The 18,205-nt window shown below is 71.7% G+C and carries 14 protein-coding genes; 7 read left to right on the top strand and 7 right to left on the bottom strand.

The window, feature by feature from the left end:
• Window positions 1-33 precede the first annotated feature (33 nt).
• The gene (locus WMF12_RS48445) at window positions 34-879 is read right to left on the bottom strand and encodes an ABC transporter permease (protein ID WP_437858407.1); all 846 of its coding nucleotides are present in this window, start codon (window positions 877-879) and stop codon (window positions 34-36) included.
• A 348-nt stretch (window positions 880-1,227) separates the two neighbouring features.
• Here WMF12_RS48445 and WMF12_RS48440 point away from each other — a divergent pair, with 348 nt between their 5' ends.
• From WMF12_RS48440 to xylB, 7 genes are all read left to right on the top strand, one after another.
• On the top strand, window positions 1,228-1,677 hold the full coding sequence (locus tag WMF12_RS48440) for a DUF2203 domain-containing protein (protein WP_437858385.1): 450 nt from the start codon (window positions 1,228-1,230) through the stop codon (window positions 1,675-1,677).
• Window positions 1,678-1,688: 11 nt separating this feature from the next.
• Entirely contained in the window at window positions 1,689-2,264 is a 576-nt protein-coding gene (gene folE, locus WMF12_RS48435) for a GTP cyclohydrolase I (protein ID WP_437743471.1), read from the top strand.
• Window positions 2,261-2,947, top strand: a complete 687-nt coding sequence (locus WMF12_RS48430; RefSeq protein ID WP_012241908.1) for an SDR family NAD(P)-dependent oxidoreductase — start codon at window positions 2,261-2,263, stop codon at window positions 2,945-2,947. Before folE ends, WMF12_RS48430 begins: the two co-directional genes overlap by 4 nt.
• A 115-nt stretch (window positions 2,948-3,062) precedes the next feature.
• Entirely contained in the window at window positions 3,063-3,728 is a 666-nt protein-coding gene (locus WMF12_RS48425; protein ID WP_437858350.1) for an LON peptidase substrate-binding domain-containing protein, read from the top strand.
• Window positions 3,729-3,841: 113 nt separating this feature from the next.
• Window positions 3,842-4,840 carry a hypothetical protein gene (locus WMF12_RS48420; protein WP_437858342.1) on the top strand — a complete coding sequence of 333 codons (999 nt, stop codon included), beginning with the start codon at window positions 3,842-3,844 and terminating at the stop codon, window positions 4,838-4,840.
• Window positions 4,841-4,993: 153 nt separating this feature from the next.
• Window positions 4,994-6,004 carry a zinc-dependent alcohol dehydrogenase family protein gene (locus WMF12_RS48415; protein ID WP_437858336.1) on the top strand — a complete coding sequence of 337 codons (1,011 nt, stop codon included), beginning with the start codon at window positions 4,994-4,996 and terminating at the stop codon, window positions 6,002-6,004.
• Between the two features lie 102 nt (window positions 6,005-6,106).
• Window positions 6,107-7,663, top strand: a complete 1,557-nt coding sequence (gene xylB, locus WMF12_RS48410; protein ID WP_437858326.1) for a xylulokinase — start codon at window positions 6,107-6,109, stop codon at window positions 7,661-7,663.
• Window positions 7,664-8,015: 352 nt separating this feature from the next.
• Here xylB and WMF12_RS48405 read toward each other — a convergent pair whose 3' ends face one another.
• The 6 genes from WMF12_RS48405 to WMF12_RS48380 all read right to left on the bottom strand — a co-directional run bounded on the left by WMF12_RS48405 (window position 8,016) and on the right by WMF12_RS48380 (window position 18,170).
• Complete coding sequence (locus WMF12_RS48405; RefSeq protein ID WP_437858314.1) at window positions 8,016-9,344, bottom strand: DNRLRE domain-containing protein; 1,329 nt, start codon at window positions 9,342-9,344, stop codon at window positions 8,016-8,018.
• 367 nt (window positions 9,345-9,711) lie between these two features.
• On the bottom strand, window positions 9,712-11,400 hold the full coding sequence (locus WMF12_RS48400) for an alpha/beta hydrolase (RefSeq protein ID WP_437858300.1): 1,689 nt from the start codon (window positions 11,398-11,400) through the stop codon (window positions 9,712-9,714).
• A 175-nt stretch (window positions 11,401-11,575) separates the two neighbouring features.
• A complete protein-coding gene (locus tag WMF12_RS48395) occupies window positions 11,576-12,385 on the bottom strand; it encodes a metallophosphoesterase family protein (protein WP_437858287.1) in 810 nt (269 codons plus the stop codon).
• Window positions 12,386-12,391: 6 nt separating this feature from the next.
• Complete coding sequence (locus WMF12_RS48390) at window positions 12,392-13,357, bottom strand: diacylglycerol/lipid kinase family protein (RefSeq protein WP_437858277.1); 966 nt, start codon at window positions 13,355-13,357, stop codon at window positions 12,392-12,394.
• A gap of 177 nt (window positions 13,358-13,534) precedes the next feature.
• Window positions 13,535-15,280: a sensor histidine kinase gene (locus tag WMF12_RS48385; protein WP_437858265.1), complete on the bottom strand. Its 1,746-nt coding sequence runs from the start codon at window positions 15,278-15,280 to the stop codon at window positions 13,535-13,537.
• A 220-nt stretch (window positions 15,281-15,500) separates the two neighbouring features.
• Window positions 15,501-18,170, bottom strand: a complete 2,670-nt coding sequence (locus WMF12_RS48380) for a protein kinase domain-containing protein (protein WP_437858241.1) — start codon at window positions 18,168-18,170, stop codon at window positions 15,501-15,503.
• Between the last annotated feature and the right edge of the window lie 35 nt (window positions 18,171-18,205).

Genomic DNA, 18,205 nt, shown 5'->3' with positions numbered 1-18,205 from the left:
GGCCCCCGCGTTCGCGCCGCGCGCCGCTCCCCTTCAGCCCTCGTCGGGGAGCCGCCTCGCGGTGCCCTTCAGCGACTCGGCGATCACGACGAGCATCGCGGTCGCTGCGATGAACACCGTCGAGATCGTGTTCAGCATCGGGTTCAGACCGACCTTCGCCATGCCGAACACCTTGATCGGCAAGGTCTCGGACTTGGGCCCACGGGTGAAGTAGGTGACGATGAGCTCGTCCATCGACAGCGTGAACGACATCAGCGCACCGGAGATGATCGCGGGCAGAAGGTAAGGCACCATGATCAGGAAGAACGCCTTGAGCGGCGTCGCCCCGAGGTCCAGGGCGGCCTCCTCGAGCGACGGATCGAGCCCCGCGAGCCGCGCCTGGACGGCGATCAGCACGAACGGGAAACAGAAGGTGACGTGCGAGATGATGACCGTCGTGAAGCCGAGATCGAGCTCCACCGTCTTGAAGAAGATGAGCAGGCTGATCCCCATGATGATCTCCGGGATGATCATGGGAATGAAGATCAGCGTCGTGATCGACCGGAGCGCGGGGAACCTGTACCTGTAGAGCAGGAAGGCGCCCGCCGTGCCGAGGGCGACCGAGAACGCCGTCGTGATCGCGGCGATGATCACGCTGTTGCTCAGCGACTCGATGAGCGGCGACCGCCGCTCGTCGCCCAGGTGGGCGACGAGCTCATCGAAGAGCTGCCGATACCATTTGAAGGTGAACCCCTCCCACACCACGCTCATCCGCGAGTCGTTGAACGAGTAGGCGACGAGGAGCAGGATCGGCAGATACAGGTAGAGGAGGACGAGCCCGCTCCAGCCGCCAAGGAGCCAATTCGACAGCTTGATGCCCGACATCGTCCGGAGTCGCATGCGGCGGCCTCGCGATCCGACAGGATCGCCGCGCGAGCTTATCGCTTGCAGAACGCCGCGCGCAACACATTGCCGAGTGGAGAGGAAGGGCGCGACGCAGGTGATCGCGGCCACGCTGGCTGTCGTTCGCGAGGACGCGCCGGCGCCGGCCGCACGCCCGCACGCAGACCCCACGCCCCACCGAGCGCGCCCTCGCCGCGCGCGCTGCTCGCGCGCTGCATGCGGCGGGCGCGCGCTGCATGCGGCGCGCGCGGCGGCTCCTTCCGTAGAAGCCCTTGACACCGCACTCTCCTCCGCTTACCGGCCCTGCATGACCGGGTCGTCGCGCCGCCCTTCAGGTGAGGTCCCGTGAGCACCTCCCGCATCTGGACGATCGAAGAAGCGAACGCGCTCGTCCCGCGGCTCTCGTCGATGATCGGCCGGCAGCTCGCCCTGGCGAGCGACGTCGAGCGCTGCTGGCAGGAGCTCGTGCAGGCCGTGCAGAGCCCGGCCGCGACGCCGGATCAGCTCATCGAGATGGCGCGCAACGGCAGCGAGCAGGCGCGGGCCCGCGAGCGCGAGCTCTCGGAGAAGATCGCCGCGTACGAGTCCGGGTGGCAGGAGATCGAGGAGCTCGGGGTCGTCGTGAAGGACCAGCGGATCGGCCTCTGCGACTTCTACGGGCGCCTCGACGGCGCCCTCGTCTGGCTCTGCTGGCGCTACGGCGAGCCGGCCGTGGAGCACTACCACGGGCTCGAGGCCGGCTACGCCGGGCGCAAGCCGATCACCGCCGAGAGGCGCCGGCAGCTGCTCAACTGACGAGGCCCCTGGTGATCGATCGGAAGAGAGCGGCGTGGGCGATCGAGGAGTTCCTCCGCGCCCTCGGGCGCGACGTCGAGGGAGACCTCGCGGGCACGGGCGAGCGGGTCGCCGACGCGTGGGCCGACGACCTCATCGAAGGCGAGGCCATCGACGCGGCCGCGGTGCTCCGCGAGGGCGCCATGGAGACAGGCCCCTTCGAGCGCGGCCTCGTCGTCGCTCGCGATCTCGCCGTGACCACGATGTGCCCGCACCACCTGCTGCCGGGGCACGGCACCGGCACCATCGTCTACCTGCCGGGCGCGCGGGTCGCCGGCATCGGCACGCTCGCGCACGTCCTCGACGCGCTCGCGCGGCGGCTGACCCTGCAGGAGCGCATCGGCGGGCAGCTCGTCGAGCTCCTGGTCCGCGAGCTCGGCGCGCGCGGCGCGCTGTGCAAGCTCACGCTGACGCACACGTGCCTCATCGCCCGCGGCGAGCGCAAGGCGGGCGCCCTCATCGAGACCCTCGCCGTCGCCGGTGAGCTCGCCGAGCCAGGCCCCGAGCGCGATCTCGCCCTCGCCGCGCTCTCCGGGGGGAGGGCGTGACCGACGTCGCGGTCGTCACCGGGCCGAGCCGCGGGATCGGCCGGGCGACGGCGCTCGCGCTCGCGCGCCGCGGCCTCTCCATCGCGCTGCTCGGCCCGCCGAGCCCGCGCCTCGACGAGGTCACCGACGAGGTCCGCCGCCTCGACGTCGCCGCGCTCCCGGTCCCCTGCGACGTCGCCTCCGAGGAGCAGGTGGCGCGCGCCTCCGCCGAGGTGGTGGCGTGGCTCGGCGCGCCCCGCGTCGTCGTGAACAACGCCGGCATCGTGAGCCGCGGCGCGAAGGTCCACGAGACCGCGCCCGCCGCCTGGGACGAGGTGATCGCGGTCAACCTCCGCGGCCCCTTCCTCATCTCGCGCGCGTTCCTCCCGGCCATGCTGAAGCAGGGGCGCGGCCGCCTCGTCCACGTCGGCAGCATCTCCTCGACCCTCGCGTGCCCCGGCAACGCCTCGTACGCCGCGTCCAAGTGGGGCCTCATCGGCCTCTCGAAGAGCCTGGCCGAGGAGCTGCGCGGGACAGGGCTCCAGTCCGTCGCCGTGCTCCCCGGCTCGGTCGACACCGACATGCTCGTCGGGAGCGGGTTCCCCCCGCAGATGAGCGCCGACGAGGTGGCGCGGCTCCTCGTATACGCCGCGCTCGACGCCCCCGACGCCGTCACCGGCTCGGCCATCGAGATGTTCGGCTGACGGCGCGCCGCGCTCGCCTCCGCGGAAAGCGCGAAGGGGACGGCGGACCGCCGAGCCCGATGTGCATGTACGTGGCGCCGCCACACCCGACCCCCCGCGTGCTACCCTGCGGCCCGTGGACACGACGCCTCCGCGCCCGGGCAACCTCAGTGCGGCATTGCCCGAGCTGCCGCTGTTCCCGCTGCCGCAGACGGTGCTCTTCCCCGGCGCCCTGCTGCCGCTCCACATCTTCGAACCGCGCTACCGGGCGCTCGTGCGCGACGCCCTCGGGACGCACCGCATCCTCTCCGTCGTCCTCATCACGGACCCCCGCGCGATCGACGCGCACGGCCACCCGGCCATCGCGCAGGTGGCCGGCGCCGGCGAGATCATCGATCACGCCGAGCTGCCCGGGGGCCGCTACAACATCATGCTGCGGGGCCGCGCCCGGGTCCGCCTGGCGGAGCGCCCGTTCGTGCCGCCGTACCGCACGGCCGCGGCGACGGTCCTCGAGGACGAGCCCGGGGAGGTCTCGGCCCAGGATCACGCCGCGCTCATCTCCACCGCGGCCTCGTTCGCGGCGCTCGTCCGGGATCGGGACAGCAATTTCGAGTTCCGGCTGCCGCGCGACGCGGCCACGTCGCTCGTCGCGGATCTCTGCGCCCACCACCTCATCCTCGACGCGCGGGAGCGGCAGACGGTGCTGGAGACCCTCGACGTCGTCGCGCGGGTGCGCCGCGTGACCGAGGCGCTCGCGCTCCAGCAGCTCGCGCTCGCCTCGGCGACGCGCGACGTCAACTGAGACCCGAAGCGCCGGCCTGCCCGCATGGGCCGGCGCGGCGCACCTGAACACGGGTCCAGAAGGGGCTCCGGGGCGGGTGCGGTCGTCCCAAGATCGAGTAGGCTGCGCCGCCTATGGCGACCTCTCGTTCAACGGAACCCTCGGCCCCGATCATCGTCAAGCACCCGGGGTGTCCCCAATGGGGACTCGGATACCTCGTCGAGGAGCGCGACGAAAAGCGCTTCTACGATTTCGAGGATGGCCTCAATCACTCCATCGCCAAGGCTTTCTGGTCGAAGCTCGAGCCGGTGCAGCTCGGCGACGACGAGGCGAGCGCGCTCGAGGCCAGGATCCGCGGTCTCCGTGACCGGCCGTCGGCCGCCGCCAAGAAGCAGCGCGCCCGCGTCGTCGCGCCGCCGGTCACGAGCTTCGACGAGCAGGTCGCGAGCTTCGAGTCGCAGTTCGAGGGTGGGTTCGGGGGTCCGCAGTTCATCGCCGAGGAACGAGGCGCCGCCGGGGGCGAGGGGGCCGAGGGCCCGGCGAGCGGGGCGAAGAAGAAGAGCAAGGCCTTCAAGCAGGGCGCCATCGAGACCGCGCGCGCGCTCCTCGCCAAGGGCGAGCTCGAGGCGCTGCTCGCAGCGGGCAACCTGAACGATTTCATGGAGCGGATCACCAAGGTCCACAAGGCCGCGACCGGCCTCCTGCACCCCCTCGGCGATCTCATCCCCTTCAACAAGATGCCGGCCGAGCACCACCGCGCCTACGCCGAGGCGGTCGTGGATCTCCTCTATGGCGCGGGCGACTACGCCGCGCGCTTCGACCGGCTGGCCGGCGTGCTCGCCGCGGCCAAGGTCGTCACGTGGCCGCTCGTCACGATCCTCGGCGCGCTCGTCTACCCGGGCGAGCACGTCTTCGTGAAGCCCTCCTTTTTCGAGAAGCAGGCCGCCGTGCTCGGCTTCAATCTCGCCTACGATCGCGCGCCGAGCGCCGAGGGGTATGCCCGGATGCAATCGCTGGCGCGCGAGCTCGAGCGGCGCCTGCGCGAGCGCGGCCTCGCCCCGCGCGATCTGATGGACGTCTACGCGTTCCTCTGGCGCACGATCTCCCCGTCCAAGCCGGCCACGAAGTCCTGACATCCCGCGTCAGGCCGCCCTGCGCGACGTCGTGCGACGCCGCGTTGGGCGGTCCCCGGCGCTGCGCGAGGCGGCGCGGGCGCAGCCGGCGGCCCTCGACCCTCGACGCGCGGCGCTGGCCCGCCTATGCGACCTTCCCAAGGAGGGTCTCGCATGAAGGCTGCCGTGCTCGAAGCCGTGAAGAAGATCGCCGTTCGCCATGACGTCGCCCCGCCGCAGATCGGCCCGCGCGACGTCCTCGTCCGCGCGAAGGCGTGCGGCATCTGCGGGACCGACGTGCACATCTGGGAGGGCGATTTCTTCCCGACCTTCCCGCTGATCCCCGGGCACGAGCTCGCCGGCGAGGTGGCGGCGGTGGGCGACGAGGTCGAGGGCCTCCGGCCCGGCGATCGGGTGATGGTCGACCCGACGGTGACCTGCGAAGAGTGCCACTTCTGCATGATCAACCGGCAGAACCACTGCCTGAAGTGGAACGCGGTGGGCGTGACGCGCGACGGCGGCTTCGCCGAGCTCGTCCGGGTCCCCGCGAAGAACTGTTATCGCTTCGAGCGCGTCTCGTTCAGCGAGGCCGCCTTCTGCGAGCCGCTCGCGTGCGTCGTCTTCGGGCAGGATCGCGCGCGCATCGAGATCGGCTCGGAGGTCCTTGTCCTCGGCGCCGGCCCGATCGGCCAGCTCCACCTCCAGGCGAGCCTCGCGAACGGCGCCGCCGCGGTCACCGTGGTCGACGTCGTCGAGTCGAAGCTCGACCTCGCCCGCCAGCACGGCGCCACCGAGGTGGTGCTCGCCGACAACGCGCTCCAGGCGAAGCTCAAGAAGATCGCGCCCTACGGCTTCGACGTCGTGATCGACGCGACGGGCATCGCCCGGGTGCTCGGCGACTCGGTCCAGTACGTCAAGAACGGCGGCCGGTACCTCGTGTTCGGCGTGTGTGGGCCGCAGGACAAGGTCGAGGTCTCGCCGTTCGAGATCTACCGGCGCGATCTCGAGATCATCGGCAGCTTCGCGATCAGGCGGACGTACGACCGGGCATTCAAGCTGATGGAGCGCGGCGCGATCGACGTGAGGAAGCTCCTCTCCGAGGCGATGCCGGTCGAGGAGCTCCCGCGCGGCCTCGAGATGATGAAGAAGGGCACCGCGCCCATGAAGCTCCAGGTCGTGTTCTAGCCGCGCGGCCTTCACGCTTACAAAGCTTACGATTTTCTCAATTAGTTAAGAGTCGTTACGAAGATCACCGAAGTAGACGAAACTGCAAAAAGGACGCTTTCCATGGCCATCGTGATCGGAATCGACGTCGGGACCAGCGGCCTCAAGGCCATCGCAGTCGAAACGGAGCGCGGCGCGGCGGTCGCGTCGGCGCACCGCGAATACCCGCTCTCCACGCCGCACGCCGGGTGGGCCGAGCAGGATCCCGAGGACTTCGCCGCGGCGGCGCTGAGCGCCCTCGGCGAGCTCGCCCGCTCCCTCGGCCCGCGCCGCGACGACGTGCGCGCGATCGGGCTGACGGGGCAGATGCACTCGGCGGTCTTGCTGGACGAGGCGCAGGCGGTCATCCGGCCCGCGATCCTGTGGTGCGACACGCGCACCACGGCCGAGTGTGAGGCCATCCGCGCGAACCCGAAGGTCGGCGACGCGGGGCTCGCGCGCCTGGTCGGCAACCGCGCGCTCGAGGGGTTCACGCTGCCGAAGCTGCTCTGGCTGCGGGCGAACGAGCCCGAGGCGTTCGCCCGCGTCCGCGCGGTGCTCATGCCGAAGGATTTCGTGGGCTTGAAGCTGACGGGCGAGCTCGGGACGGACGACAGCGACGCGAGCGGCACGCTGGCGTTCTCGCCCGGGGATCGCTCCTTCAGCGCCGAGCTCCTCTCGGCGGTCGGCGTCCCGCGCGCGGTGTTCCCGCGGTCGGCGCCCTCGAACGCGCCGCTCGGCCAGCTGAAGGCCGAGGTCGCCGCCGCGACGGGGCTGCCGGCGGGCATCCCCGTCGTGCGGGGCGCCGCGGACAACGCGGCGGGCGCGGTGGGGCTCGGCATCGTGCGCCCCGGCCGGGCGATGGCGTCGGTCGGCACGAGCGGCGTGATCCTGGCGCACACCGACTCGTGGATCGTGGAGCCCGAGATGCGGCTCCACAGCTTCTGTCACGCGGTCCCGGGCCGCTTCTACCTGATGGGGGTGATGCTCGCCGCCGGCGGCGCGCTGCGCTGGTACCGCGACGTCCTCGGCGACGGGGAGCGCATGGCGGCCGAGCTCCGCAAGGTCGATCCGTACGAGATCATCTCGGACACGGCGTCGACGGCGCGCCCGGGCGCGGGCGGCGTCGTCTTCCTGCCGTACCTGATGGGCGAGCGCACGCCGCACAACGACGCGGCGGCGCGCGGCGCGTTCGTGGGGCTGAGCGCCCGCACGACGAAGGCCGATCTCTCGCGCGCGGTGCTGGAGGGCATCACGTTCGGGCTCGCGGACTCGCTGGATCTGATGCGCGGCGTGGGCCAGACGAACGGCGCGTCGGCGGTCTCGATCGACGAGATCCGCCTGACCGGCGGCGGGGCGCGGAGCCCGTTCTGGCGCCAGCTGATGGCCGATGTCTTCGAGGCGCCGGTAGCGATCACGACGTCGACCGAGGGCCCGGCCTACGGCGCGGCGCTGCTCGGCGCGGCGGGCGCGGGGCTGTTCTCGTCGGTCGAGGAGGCCGCGGACGCGTTCGTCCATGTCGTGTCCCGGGTCACGCCGGACGCGGCGCGCTCGGCGCGGTACCGGGAGATCCACGCGGTGTACCGGGGGCTCTACAACGACCTGCGCGGGCGGTTCCGGGAGCTCGGAAGGCTGGCGTGATGGGGTGACAGGATCCGGGCGGCTACGGTAAGGCGAGCGTTGTCCCGGTGGGCGTGAGGTCTTGCCGGGTCGCCCGGCGCCCAGAGAGGGGGTTCTCCGCGCGGGGTGGGGGCCCCGCCGAACTCGCCTGAGCCATCTCTCCTCCGGCTCCGCCGGAGGAGAGATGGCTCAGGCTCAAACATCGGCCCATCCCCCACCCCGCGCGGAGAACCCCCTCTCCGGGCGCCTACCGCTCACTTGACTGATCCACCAGTCAGACATCGGCCCATCCCCCACCCCGCGCGCGGAGAACTCCCTCTCTGGGCGCCTGCCGTGGGCGGTGGGGCCTTGGACGAGCGCGGACGACGCGGCGTTAAGGCGGCTCAGGCAGGTAGCAGAGGTCCATCCACGGCCGTCTCCGACCCGATGGGAGATCGCTGGCGAAGAGCTGGATCTGCTCGCGGTCGTCCGAGCGGAGCAGGATGCCGTAATTCTCCGTCTTGCCGCGAAGCCAATCCAGGACGAGCCCAGTCACGTCGAACGAGAGGACGTTACCATCCTTTACAATGGTCTTCGCGTTGCCGGTGACCGCGATCGGGGTGGGATCAAACCCACCCTTTGCGAAGGAAGTCCAGGACTCGCCCTCGTCCCAGTCCCTCACCACGCGGTGCACGGAGATCGCTCCCGGCCCGCTCGTGCTCGCGACCCGCAGCCCGACGCGAGCCATGAGGAGCATCGCCCGCCGGGGAAAGACCGAGGAGATCTCGAAGCGGAGCAGGGCGCGGCGAGTCGCATCGGTACCACGCGGCGTGCCCACGAGGAGATCGACCCGCTCGCCGAAGCGCTGATCGGGCTGGTCGCTCGCGATGTACGTATCGCGGACCTGGCCGGGGGTAACGCCGCCGCGCATGATCATGCGGCTCTCGAGCGTGGATTTCTCGCCAGCGAGCACCTTCTCCAGGAACTCGTTGAGGACGCCAGCAAAGGCCACGCGCGCGAGCGCACCCGAGGCGTCGCAAAAATCGGATCTGGCGACGAATGAGCTCACGCCCGCGACGACCTCGACGCCATTCTGCAGGATCAGCGCTGGACCGCCGCTGTCGCCGTAGCACACGCCGCCTTGTGCGTTCGCTTGATCGACCACGATCGTGAGCGGCTCGACCTCGCTGACGCGCGCTTCGACCCTCCGGCGAATGGAGTTCTGCGCCGGGGTGCCGCCGTACCCCACGACGGTCACGGCGCTTCCGACCGTGACATCGTCCGGCGCCGACGCAACCGGGATCGGCGTGACATTGAGATCGCCCGCGCCTCTGGCAGTCACGACACAGACATCATAGTCGTTGTTGAACACGTTGTAACATGGGTGAAGCCTGGCCGAATCAACATCGACATCAAGCATCGTCGACGGTTCCAAGAAGTCGGGGCCGACCAGAACCTTCTTGGGAGGGGACGGCAAGCAGCAGTGCGCGGCGGTGAGCACGTAGACCTTGTCGCCATCGGCGCTCCGGCGAACGATGGTGCCGCTGCAGCCTCCGTCGAGGGACACCACCGCCGTGTGCGTGTTGTCCGCCCGGGCGTCGGCGCCGACGATCGCTGACCGCTCCTCCCCGCTCTCCTCGCGCGAACCGTTCTCGGTCGGTTGCGCGCAGGCCGCCGGCAAGAGCGCGGAGATGACCAGCCGGGCCACCGTGAGCGTTCTCATGATTTGACCTCCCCTCAGACCACCAGACACTCGGCCGGCGCGCGCGACGCCATCACGCGTTCTCGACCGCTCCCGATGTTCATCTGTCCGAGAGGAATCTTGCTGGCGGTCCAGGCGCTGTCAATCGATCGTGCAGCGCTCCCGCGCTCGCGCTGCACCCAGCCCAAACGGCGGTCCCGATCAGCTTGAAAAGCTCATTTCCACCCATCTCGCGAAGAACGAGACGACGCGCATTCTCCAGAGATCGCCCATTTCGCATCGTGAGCGCACGGATTGAGTCGGCACCACGCATAACGTGTCTGTCGGATCGCAGCGCGCGTCGTTCTCGTGCGCGACCGCGAGCGGGACGCGCCTGGCGGGTCGCGGGCTACCGGGGCCTCGGGCCCGTGCCGAGGATGTAGCGAATCCAGATCGGGAGCGCGGTGTCAAAGTCCGGCGAGAAGGAGTGCTGTTGCTGCTCCGCGTAGGGCTTGTGGAAGACCTCGGCGCCGAGCGCGCGCAGCCGCGTGGCGTCGCGCTCGGCGAGCCGGACGTTGCCCGGCGACTCGCCGGCGCCGACCACCACGACACAGCGGCGCTGGGCGAGCGCGGGCGAGCGCGGCACGCCGCCGAGCGAGAGCTCGGTGACGGACCCGGGAGACATGACGACGGCACCGGCGTAGTGGCGCGGATCCCGGGCCGCTATCTCGGCGGCCATCTGGCCGCCCTGCGAGAAGCCGATCAGGATCACCTGGCCGGGGGCAATGGTCACCCGGTCGCGCACCTCGGCGAGCGCCTCGTCCAGCCGCGCGCGGTCGCGCGCGGGCGACTCGGACCACACGAACTTGCGTGGTCCGCGCGGCAGGGTGCCGCTCACCGAGACGAAAGCGACCGAGAGCGCGTCGGCGGCGCGCTGGACGCTCCCGTCCATGAAATCCTCCGGCTGCGACCCCAGGCCGTGCATGCCCATCACGACCGGGATCGGCTTGCCGGTGCGATAGCCCTTCGGGAGCACCAGGAGCGTCTTCTTGATCCCGGACTGCCCCCAGTAGCGCCCGGCGCGCGCCAGGTAGGGATAGACCGTCGCCCATCGCGCATCGCTGCGCAGCGCCTCCAGATCGGAGTCCCGGGCCGCCCAGTCCGGGTCGACGCCCTCCTCGACCGCAGCGCGCTCCAGCCAGTGGAAGGAGGCGTCGAGCTGCCCGGTGCGGGCATAATAGCACGCCAGGTCGTATTTCCCGTCCACCCCGCCAGCCACGGCCCAGTGCTGGATCTGCGCCGCGGCCTGGTAATCGCCGTGCGCGGCAGCCCTCCGCGCTTCCATGAAGAGCCGCACGGCCTCGATCTTGCGGAGATCGTGGCCATCGCGCTGCGCGGGCGGCTCGGGCGGAGCCGGGAGCGCGAGGGGGCGCTCGGGGAGCGCGCGCTGGGGAGGCTCGGGCGGCGGCGGCTCGAAGGAGCGAAGCATGGCCTCGAGGTCCGGGCGCACCTTGGCCATCGCCTCCGCGGGGACGATGCCGGCCAGGTGATAGCCGATCTGGTCCTGGACGAAGACGCCCGTCATCAGCTCGACGCGGTGCGCGTCCTTCTGATCGCGCGCGTGGACGACCACCCCGCCCGCGGCGCGGCCAGGGAACGGCTCGCGGCGGGTCTCGTCCAGACCGGACATCCCATCCCGCATCCTCTGCACGAAGGTGTTCGCGACGTCATCCGCGGTGAGCGCCTCGTTGGCGACGGGAAGCACCTTCACCGAGAGCGAGGCGGAGGTAGGCTCGTGAAGGAACGCGAGATCCACGCTCCCGTCCTGCGCGGACGGCCCCCGCTCGAGGTGAATCCTCTTCCACGCAGGGCTCGCCGGCGTGATGCGGTAGCGCGCGGCGATGCCCTCGACGGCCGCGACCGGGCGCGCTCCGGGTTCGACGGCGCCGCTGTGCGCGGTCGGGCTGGGCGGCGAGCCCTCGGGGCCGCCCGCAGGCCGCGCGGTCCACCAGGACGTCAGACCGACTGCTCCCGCGACGACGAGGGCGATCAGCGCGATCCTGGCATTCCCTGGGCGCGGCAGCGCTACGGGCGGCATGCCAGAGCGTTCACGGGACGAGCTCTTCATGCGGGGCGGGGCCAACGTGACCCCATGCTACGCCCACCGCGGCGCGCAGTGCGCGAGATTCCAGCGCGCGGCGCGCCGAGCGGCGTGGCGGCCGCGTTGTCTAGCCTCCTGCGGAAGCTCACGACGGCGAATGGGCCCGTGCCCCCTACGCCGCCCGCACCCAGCCGCGCGACGTCTCCTCGAAATGCTCGGTGCTCGCGACCCCGAAGAGGCCGCCTTCCGGCTGCCAGAAATACCGCTCGATATGGATCTTCTTCCCATCGACGCGGATCACATTGAAGGCGTTCTGCTCGCCCCGGCCACGCGTGGAGGTCGCGGTCCCGGCCTGGACGATCAGCGAGGAGTGGCCGCCGACCTCGAAGCGCTCCGCGGAGTGCCCCGTGTGGCTGAGGTGCAGGTGCCCCGACAAGATGACGTCGACGCCGCAGCCCGCGAGCGCCGCCATCGCCTGCCTCGCGCGCCCGACGATCGCATGCGGCGAGTTCTCCGGCAGATCGAACGGGTGGTGCGTGACCACGATCTTCGTGATCTCGGGCCCGAGCTCGCACATCCTCGCCTTGATCCCCTCGACCTGCCGCGCGTTGATGCGCCCCTCCTTGATGGTCAGCGAGCGCGCGGTGTTGATGCCCAGGATGGCGATCTCCGCGTCGAGGTGGAACGGCGAGAGGTCGTCCGTGATGTGGCTCCGGTACCTGTCGAGCGGGCGGAAGAACCGGTCGAACAGGTTGTAGAGCGGGACATCGTGGTTGCCAGGCACCACGATCTGCGGCGAGGGCAGCGCGTCGAGGAAGGCGCGCGCCTCGGCGAACTCGGCGTCGCGCGCCCGCTGGGTCAGATCGCCGGAGATCACGACCACGTGCGGCTCGAGCCCCCCTATCCTGTCGATCAGCGGGCGGAGGATGGCCTTGTCGACGCGGCCGAAGTGCAGATCCGACAGGTGTACGAGCGTGCGCACGGCGCCTCATCCCCCCAGCGCCGCGACCGGGCGAGGTGGGTCCTCCTGCCGCCGCGAGCCCGCGCGGAGCTCGGACGACAGCGGCACGATGACGCGCAGCGCTGCAGGCCGCACGCGATAGCAGAGCGGCGGCGTCATCCTGAGGACCTCGCCGTCCGCGGCCACATGGAGGCGGCGGTGGGGCGCCTCCACCCGGAGCTCCGTCGTTCGTAGGATACTGAAATCGTTCGATTGATGAATGCGCCCGACGGCCGCGCTGGCGATGAGCTTGATCGTGGAGAGGCGGCTCTCCGCGTGCGCCACGCACACACCGAGCTCACCCGAGCACGGCGGGCGCTGGCGGCCGATGTCCACGTCACCAAGCTTGAAATCGTTGTTCGCGACGAACACGAACGGCGTCTCCAGCTCGACCTCCTGCCCATCCAGGACGAGCCGGAGACGGACGCTCTCGTGCCGCCGGATCCCGGAGATGGTCGACAGCGCCAGGGCTATCCACTTGTTGAGCCCACGCCGCTTCCGGAGCGCCTCGCGGGCGCGCACGATGCCCGGGTAGATGCCCAGCGTCGAGTTGTTCACGAAGACCCGGCCGTTGACCTCGCCGACATCGACCCGGACGCGCCGCCCCTCGACGAGCGTGCGCACGGCGGCCTCGAGGGACAGCGGAACGCCGAGGTGCTTGGCGAAATGGTTCACCGTGCCGAGCGGAAGGACACCCATCGTCTTGTCCGTGCCGGCGATCGCGGCGGCGACGGTGTTCACCGTCCCGTCGCCGCCGCCGGCCACGACGAGGTCGCAAGGCCCCCGCGCCACACGGCGGGCGAGCTCCCCGAGCTGCTGCCCCTTCTCGGCGCACAGCACCTCCGCCGTGAGGCCGCTCTCTTTCAGGAGCTCCCCGAGCCGCGCGCGCTGCGCCGCCGCGCGGTTCGACCGGGAGGAGCAGTTCAGGAGGACCACCATGGATCGATGCTTCACCGTCGCGCTCCCGGCATGGGGCAAGGGCCCATGCCCACCCGACAGCGAGAAAGCAGATCGCGCGCCACCGCCCCGCGGCGAGCGGCCGCGACGCTCCGGCTCCGTCAGGCGGCGCGGAGCGTGGCGGATTGCCACGCTCGCCTCGCGCCGCGCGCGCCGCGCCACAGCCGGCGCTCCTCAGCGCATGCCGAGCCCGCCCTCCGTCTCCATCCGAGGCCAGGTGAAGAAGAACGTGGCGCCGGCGCCCTGCTCGGACTCGACCCACACACGCCCCCCCTTGCTGAGCACGATCTTCTGGACGATCGCGAGCCCGATGCCCGTCCCCTCGATGTTGTCGCGCGCGTGCAGGGTCTGGAAGATCTCCCATACCTTCCCGTGGTATCGCGGGTCGATCCCGGGCCCGTTGTCCTTCACCGAGAACTCCCAGAGATCGCCCAGCGCCCGCCCCCGCACATCGACGCGCGCGTCGGGGCGTTCGGCATACTTCAGCGCATTACCGATCAGGTTCAGGAACACCTGCTCCAGCGGGCTCCGCTCGGCGAGGAGCGTCGGCATGCCCGTCGCGACCTCGATCGACGCGCCCGCAGGGACCGTGAGCAGGGCGACGACGTCCTCGAGGAGCTTCTGGACGTCCACGATCTCGGGCTTGTCGCGGAGGCGTCCAGCGCGCGAGTAGCGCAGGATCCCGTCGATGAGCGCCTCCAGCCGGACCACCCGCGAGCGGAGGAGCTCCATGTACTGGCGCGTCTCCGGCGTCGCCTTGTCCACGAGATCGTCCTCGATCCACTGCGAGAGGTTCGCGATGGCGCGGAGCGGCGCCTTCAGGTCGTGGCTCGCCACGTAGGCGAAGCGGTCGAGCTCGTTGTTGCTCCGCTCGAGCGCCTGGATGAGCTGCTGCGCCTTCCGGAACAGGTGCGCGTTATCCATCGCGATGGCGGCCTGAGCCGCGAGGCCGACCACCAGCTTCTCCGCCCGCTCGGTGAAGACACCCCGCTCGGAGTGCCCGAAGAACAGCCCGCCGATGACATGCCCCGAACGGGAGACCACCGGCACGGCAAGGTAGCTGACGACAGGCAAGTGGCCCTTCGGCATCCCGTGGTAAGGGGCGTTGTTCCCGTAGCGCGGGTCCTTCGTGACATCATCGAGCCGCACCACGCCCTCTCCATTGAAGGTCGGCGCGAACACGGCCGTGTTGCGCGGCATCGGGAACCCGGAGAAGTGCTCTCGGGGCACGCCAGAGATGGTGTAGAGCATGTAGCTCTTCCCCTCGGCGTTCGTGACATTGTAAAAGAACGCGCCGAACTGGGCGCCGCTCAGGCGGGTGGCCGCGTCGGTCACCGCCTGCACGAGCTTCTCCAGATCCAGCTCGGCGGCGAGCTGCTTGCCGGCGCGATTGAGCAGCTCGAGCGTCTCCCCTTCTTCCTGGAGCCTGTCCTCCGTCTGCTTGCGCTCGGTGATGTCGAGGACGATCGTCCCCACACCCATGACGGGCCCGCCCTTCGCCCGCACAGGCGCGTAATTGACCAGCCAGGAGCGCGGTCGCTCCGACGCCCGCGTCGTCCCCATCACCTCGGCGGTGAACGCCTCGCCCGTCTCCAGGACGCGCCGGAGATTGGCAACGATCACGTCGCTCATCTCCGGGAGCAGCTCGGGGATCGTCCTGCCGAGGTGCGCCTCGAGGGGGATCCCGTTGATGTCTGCCAGCGCCTGGTTGAGCCGCACCACGCGGAGATCGCGGTCGATCACCGCTAGCCCCGCGGTCGTGGCCTGGAAGAAGGCGTCGACCAGCGCGCGGTCCGCGGGGGACTCGTGCAGCGCAGGGCGCTCCTGATCGAGCCGCGCAGCCCCCGCCTCGCCGCACTGCAGGGGCGCCGCAGCGGGCTCTGCCGCCGCGGGCGAGGCCGCTTCGGAGAGCTCCGCCATTTCTTGACGCGAATCCGTGTTCTCCATGGACCTCGTGGACACAGGCTGTCCCCACGACCTTAGCGCTCGAGTGCAAACGCGACATCCGCCGTCTGTCGCCGTCTGTCGCCGTCTGATACCAGGCCGTTCCCCGGCGCCAGCGCTGCGATGCGGGCTCAGCAGCCAAACACGGCCGGTCGCCGCGTCCGACCGCATCCCCCTGCGCGCCGGCGACCGCCGGCTACCCGCCAGCGACGACTGGCCGGGCGAGACGGAAGCCCACGGCGCTGAAGCGATCCTCCGGGCGCGCGGCGAAGCGACCTGCCGCGCGGCACACCGCGGGGGGCCCGGAGCTCCACGCGCCCCCGCGGATCGAGCGGAGCCCCGGAGCCGCCGCGTCCGCTGGCTGGAGGCGCGCGATGCGGTCGACCACCGTGGGGCCGTCGGGCATCCACAGCTCGGCGCACCAGTCGCGGATGTTGCCCGCGAGGCCCCGGGCGCCGTGGGGGCCCTCGTCCGTCGGATGGTCGTCCACCGGCGCCGGGCTCGCGGGGCCGGGGCGGCCGCCCACCATGCAAGCCCACGTTGGCTCGGGCTCGTCCCCCCAGGGGAAGAAGCGCCCGTCGACGCCGCGCGCGGCCTTCTCGCGCTCGAGCTCGCCGACGAGGCGCCACGGCGCGCCGGTGCGCGCCTCCAGCCAGGACGCGTAGGCGACGGCGCTGCGCCAGTCCACCGAGGCGACCGGGTGCCGCGCCTGCTCCGCGCGCGCCTGCGGGCCGAGCACGAAGCGCCCGTCCCCGTCGCGCGCGAACAGCGGGATGTCCACGTTGCCGGCGATCGCGCGGGCCGCGCGCGGGCACGCCGCCGCGGCCTCCGCCTCGCGCCCGCGCGCGAGCAGATCGTTCAGGAAGGCGAGGTACTCGGCCTGCGTCACCGGGTGCCGCCGCACCACGAAGCCGTCGACCCAGATCCGGCACGCCGGCAAGCCGTCGCCGGCCTGCGGGTCTCCGCCGGCCGAGAAGAAGCCCGCCGGCACGTAGACGTCCTCTTCGCCGAGCGCCTCCGAGGGCAGGAGGGGCACGACGAACGGCTCCGCGCCGCCCGGACGCACGCCGTCCCAGTGCTCGCCGCGGCCGATCTTCACGGGGTACGACGCCTCGCGGTACCCGGGCGCGCGGATCGAGAGCAGGTAGCTGCCGCGCGCGAGCGGGACCTCGCAGAGCGGCGTGTGACCGAGGAGGCCCTGAGGCTCGGCGCGAAGCCGGCGCTCCTGCTCGACATAGCGGAGCAGCCAGACCTGCGCCCCCTCGGGGTCGGTCCGCAGCGAGAGGGCCCCGGTGCCGCGGAGCAAGACCGCGTGCCGCTCGCGCGCGTGCGCCCTGAGGAACGCCTCGGCGCGCGCCGCGGCCTCGGCGTCGCGGGCCTCCTCGGCGGCCCGCAGATCGGCCAGGTGGGCGTCGGCGAGCGCCGCGTGCGCTTCGTCGAAGTCCGGGGCCTCGTTGAGCGCGGCGCGGAGCTTCTGGTGCCAGGTCGCCTCGTCCAGGGCGGCGGCGCGGTCGAGCGCGCGCGCCTCGTCCTCGAGCGCCCACCCCTGCGCCTTCTCGGCGGCGGGCGCGAACGAGTCGAGGCGCCCGAGCACCGCCTTCGCCTCGGCCCGGAGGGCCCGGGCGCGCGCGCGCAGGCCCTCGATCTGCGGCGCCAGCGCGCGCGACTCCTCGACCAGGGCGCGCGCCCGCTCGCGGCGGCGGGCGCCGTCGAGGAAGCCGCGGATCTCCGCGGCGAGCACCTCGGCGCTCGCGTAACGCGAAGGCGGCTCGCGCGCCATCGCCCGCTCGCAGATCGCGATGAGATCCCGAGGGATCTGGTCAGGGCACCGGACGGCGAGCCGCTCGGGCGACCGCTGGACCACCTGCGCCAGGACGGCCAGCGCCGGCCCCCGGAACGGAGGCTCGCCGCAGAGGAGCTCGTACAGGACGGCCCCGAGGGCGTACACGTCGCTGGGGGGCCCGAGCTGCTCGGCCTCGCCGCGCGCCTGCTCCGGGGGCATGTAGACCGGCGTCCCCAGGACCAGGCCCACGTGCGTGTGGTGGCCGCTGTCCGGGAGCGCGTCCGCCAGCGCGCCGCGCGCGGTCGCACGGGCGATGCCCCAGTCCATCACGAGGACCTCGCCGAACTCGCCGATCATGACGTTGTCCGGCTTGAGATCGCGGTGGAGGACGCCCTGGCCGTGCGCGTACGCGACGGCCTCGCAGACGCGGACGAAGACGTCGAGCACGCGGCGCAGCGCCTCGGGCGAGGGGCCCGCCTCGCCCGAGGCGTGGAGCGCGCGGATCAGCGCGCTCAACGTGCGGCCGCGGACCTCCTTCATCGTGAACCAGAGCTGGCCGTTCGGGAGCATCCCGCAGTCGTGGACGGGGACGATCCCTGGGTGCTGAAGGCACGCCGTGAGGCGCGCCTCGTCGAGGAAGCGCGCCCGGCCGTCCGCGTCGTCTTGCCCCTCGATGCGCAGCAGCTTCATGGCGAGCACGCGGCCCATCACGCGATCGCGCACGCGCCGCACCTCGCCCATGCCCCCGCGGCCGATGAGCCCGAGATCCTCGTAACGGTCCCAGGGCCACGCGGCGACCGGCGCGTGGACCGCCGGAGGCGCGGCGCTCGGGCGGCGCTCGGCCGCCGCCGATGCGTCCCCGGTCAGCCCGGGCGCGCCCCCGGCCGCCGCCGGCGCCTCCCCGTTGGGCCCCGGCGCGCCTCTCGGCGCCGCCGGCGCGTCCCGGACCACGGTCGCCGGCAGCTCTTCCGTGAGGCTGCGCGCGGCGTGCTCGGCGAGCGCCCGCTGGATCTCCGCGCATGCCGAGGGAGACAGGTGCAGCTCACCCGCCAGCTTCCTGAGGAGTGCCGCGGGATCGCTCATGGGGGCCTTGCCTTCGACGCCGTTGATGTGGTCGG

It is taken from the genome of Sorangium sp. So ce363 (genome assembly GCF_051520435.1).
In the GTDB taxonomy this organism is placed as follows: domain Bacteria; phylum Myxococcota_A; class Polyangia; order Polyangiales; family Polyangiaceae; genus Sorangium; species Sorangium cellulosum_B.
The sequence above is the reverse complement of the archived record's forward strand: the minus strand, read 5'-3'. Positions and strand labels throughout refer to the sequence as shown.

Coding starts and splice junctions, on each gene's coding strand:
- WMF12_RS48405 (WP_437858314.1), bottom strand. CDS start 9,344: ATGAGAACGCTCACGGTGGCCCGGCTGGTCATCTCCGCGCTCTTGCCG.
- WMF12_RS48385 (WP_437858265.1), bottom strand. CDS start 15,280: ATGGCGGAGCTCTCCGAAGCGGCCTCGCCCGCGGCGGCAGAGCCCGCT.
- WMF12_RS48400 (WP_437858300.1), bottom strand. CDS start 11,400: ATGCCGCCCGTAGCGCTGCCGCGCCCAGGGAATGCCAGGATCGCGCTG.
- xylB (WP_437858326.1), top strand. CDS start 6,107: ATGGCCATCGTGATCGGAATCGACGTCGGGACCAGCGGCCTCAAGGCC.
- WMF12_RS48420 (WP_437858342.1), top strand. CDS start 3,842: ATGGCGACCTCTCGTTCAACGGAACCCTCGGCCCCGATCATCGTCAAG.
- WMF12_RS48380 (WP_437858241.1), bottom strand. CDS start 18,170: ATGAGCGATCCCGCGGCACTCCTCAGGAAGCTGGCGGGTGAGCTGCAC.
- WMF12_RS48415 (WP_437858336.1), top strand. CDS start 4,994: ATGAAGGCTGCCGTGCTCGAAGCCGTGAAGAAGATCGCCGTTCGCCAT.
- WMF12_RS48445 (WP_437858407.1), bottom strand. CDS start 879: ATGCGACTCCGGACGATGTCGGGCATCAAGCTGTCGAATTGGCTCCTT.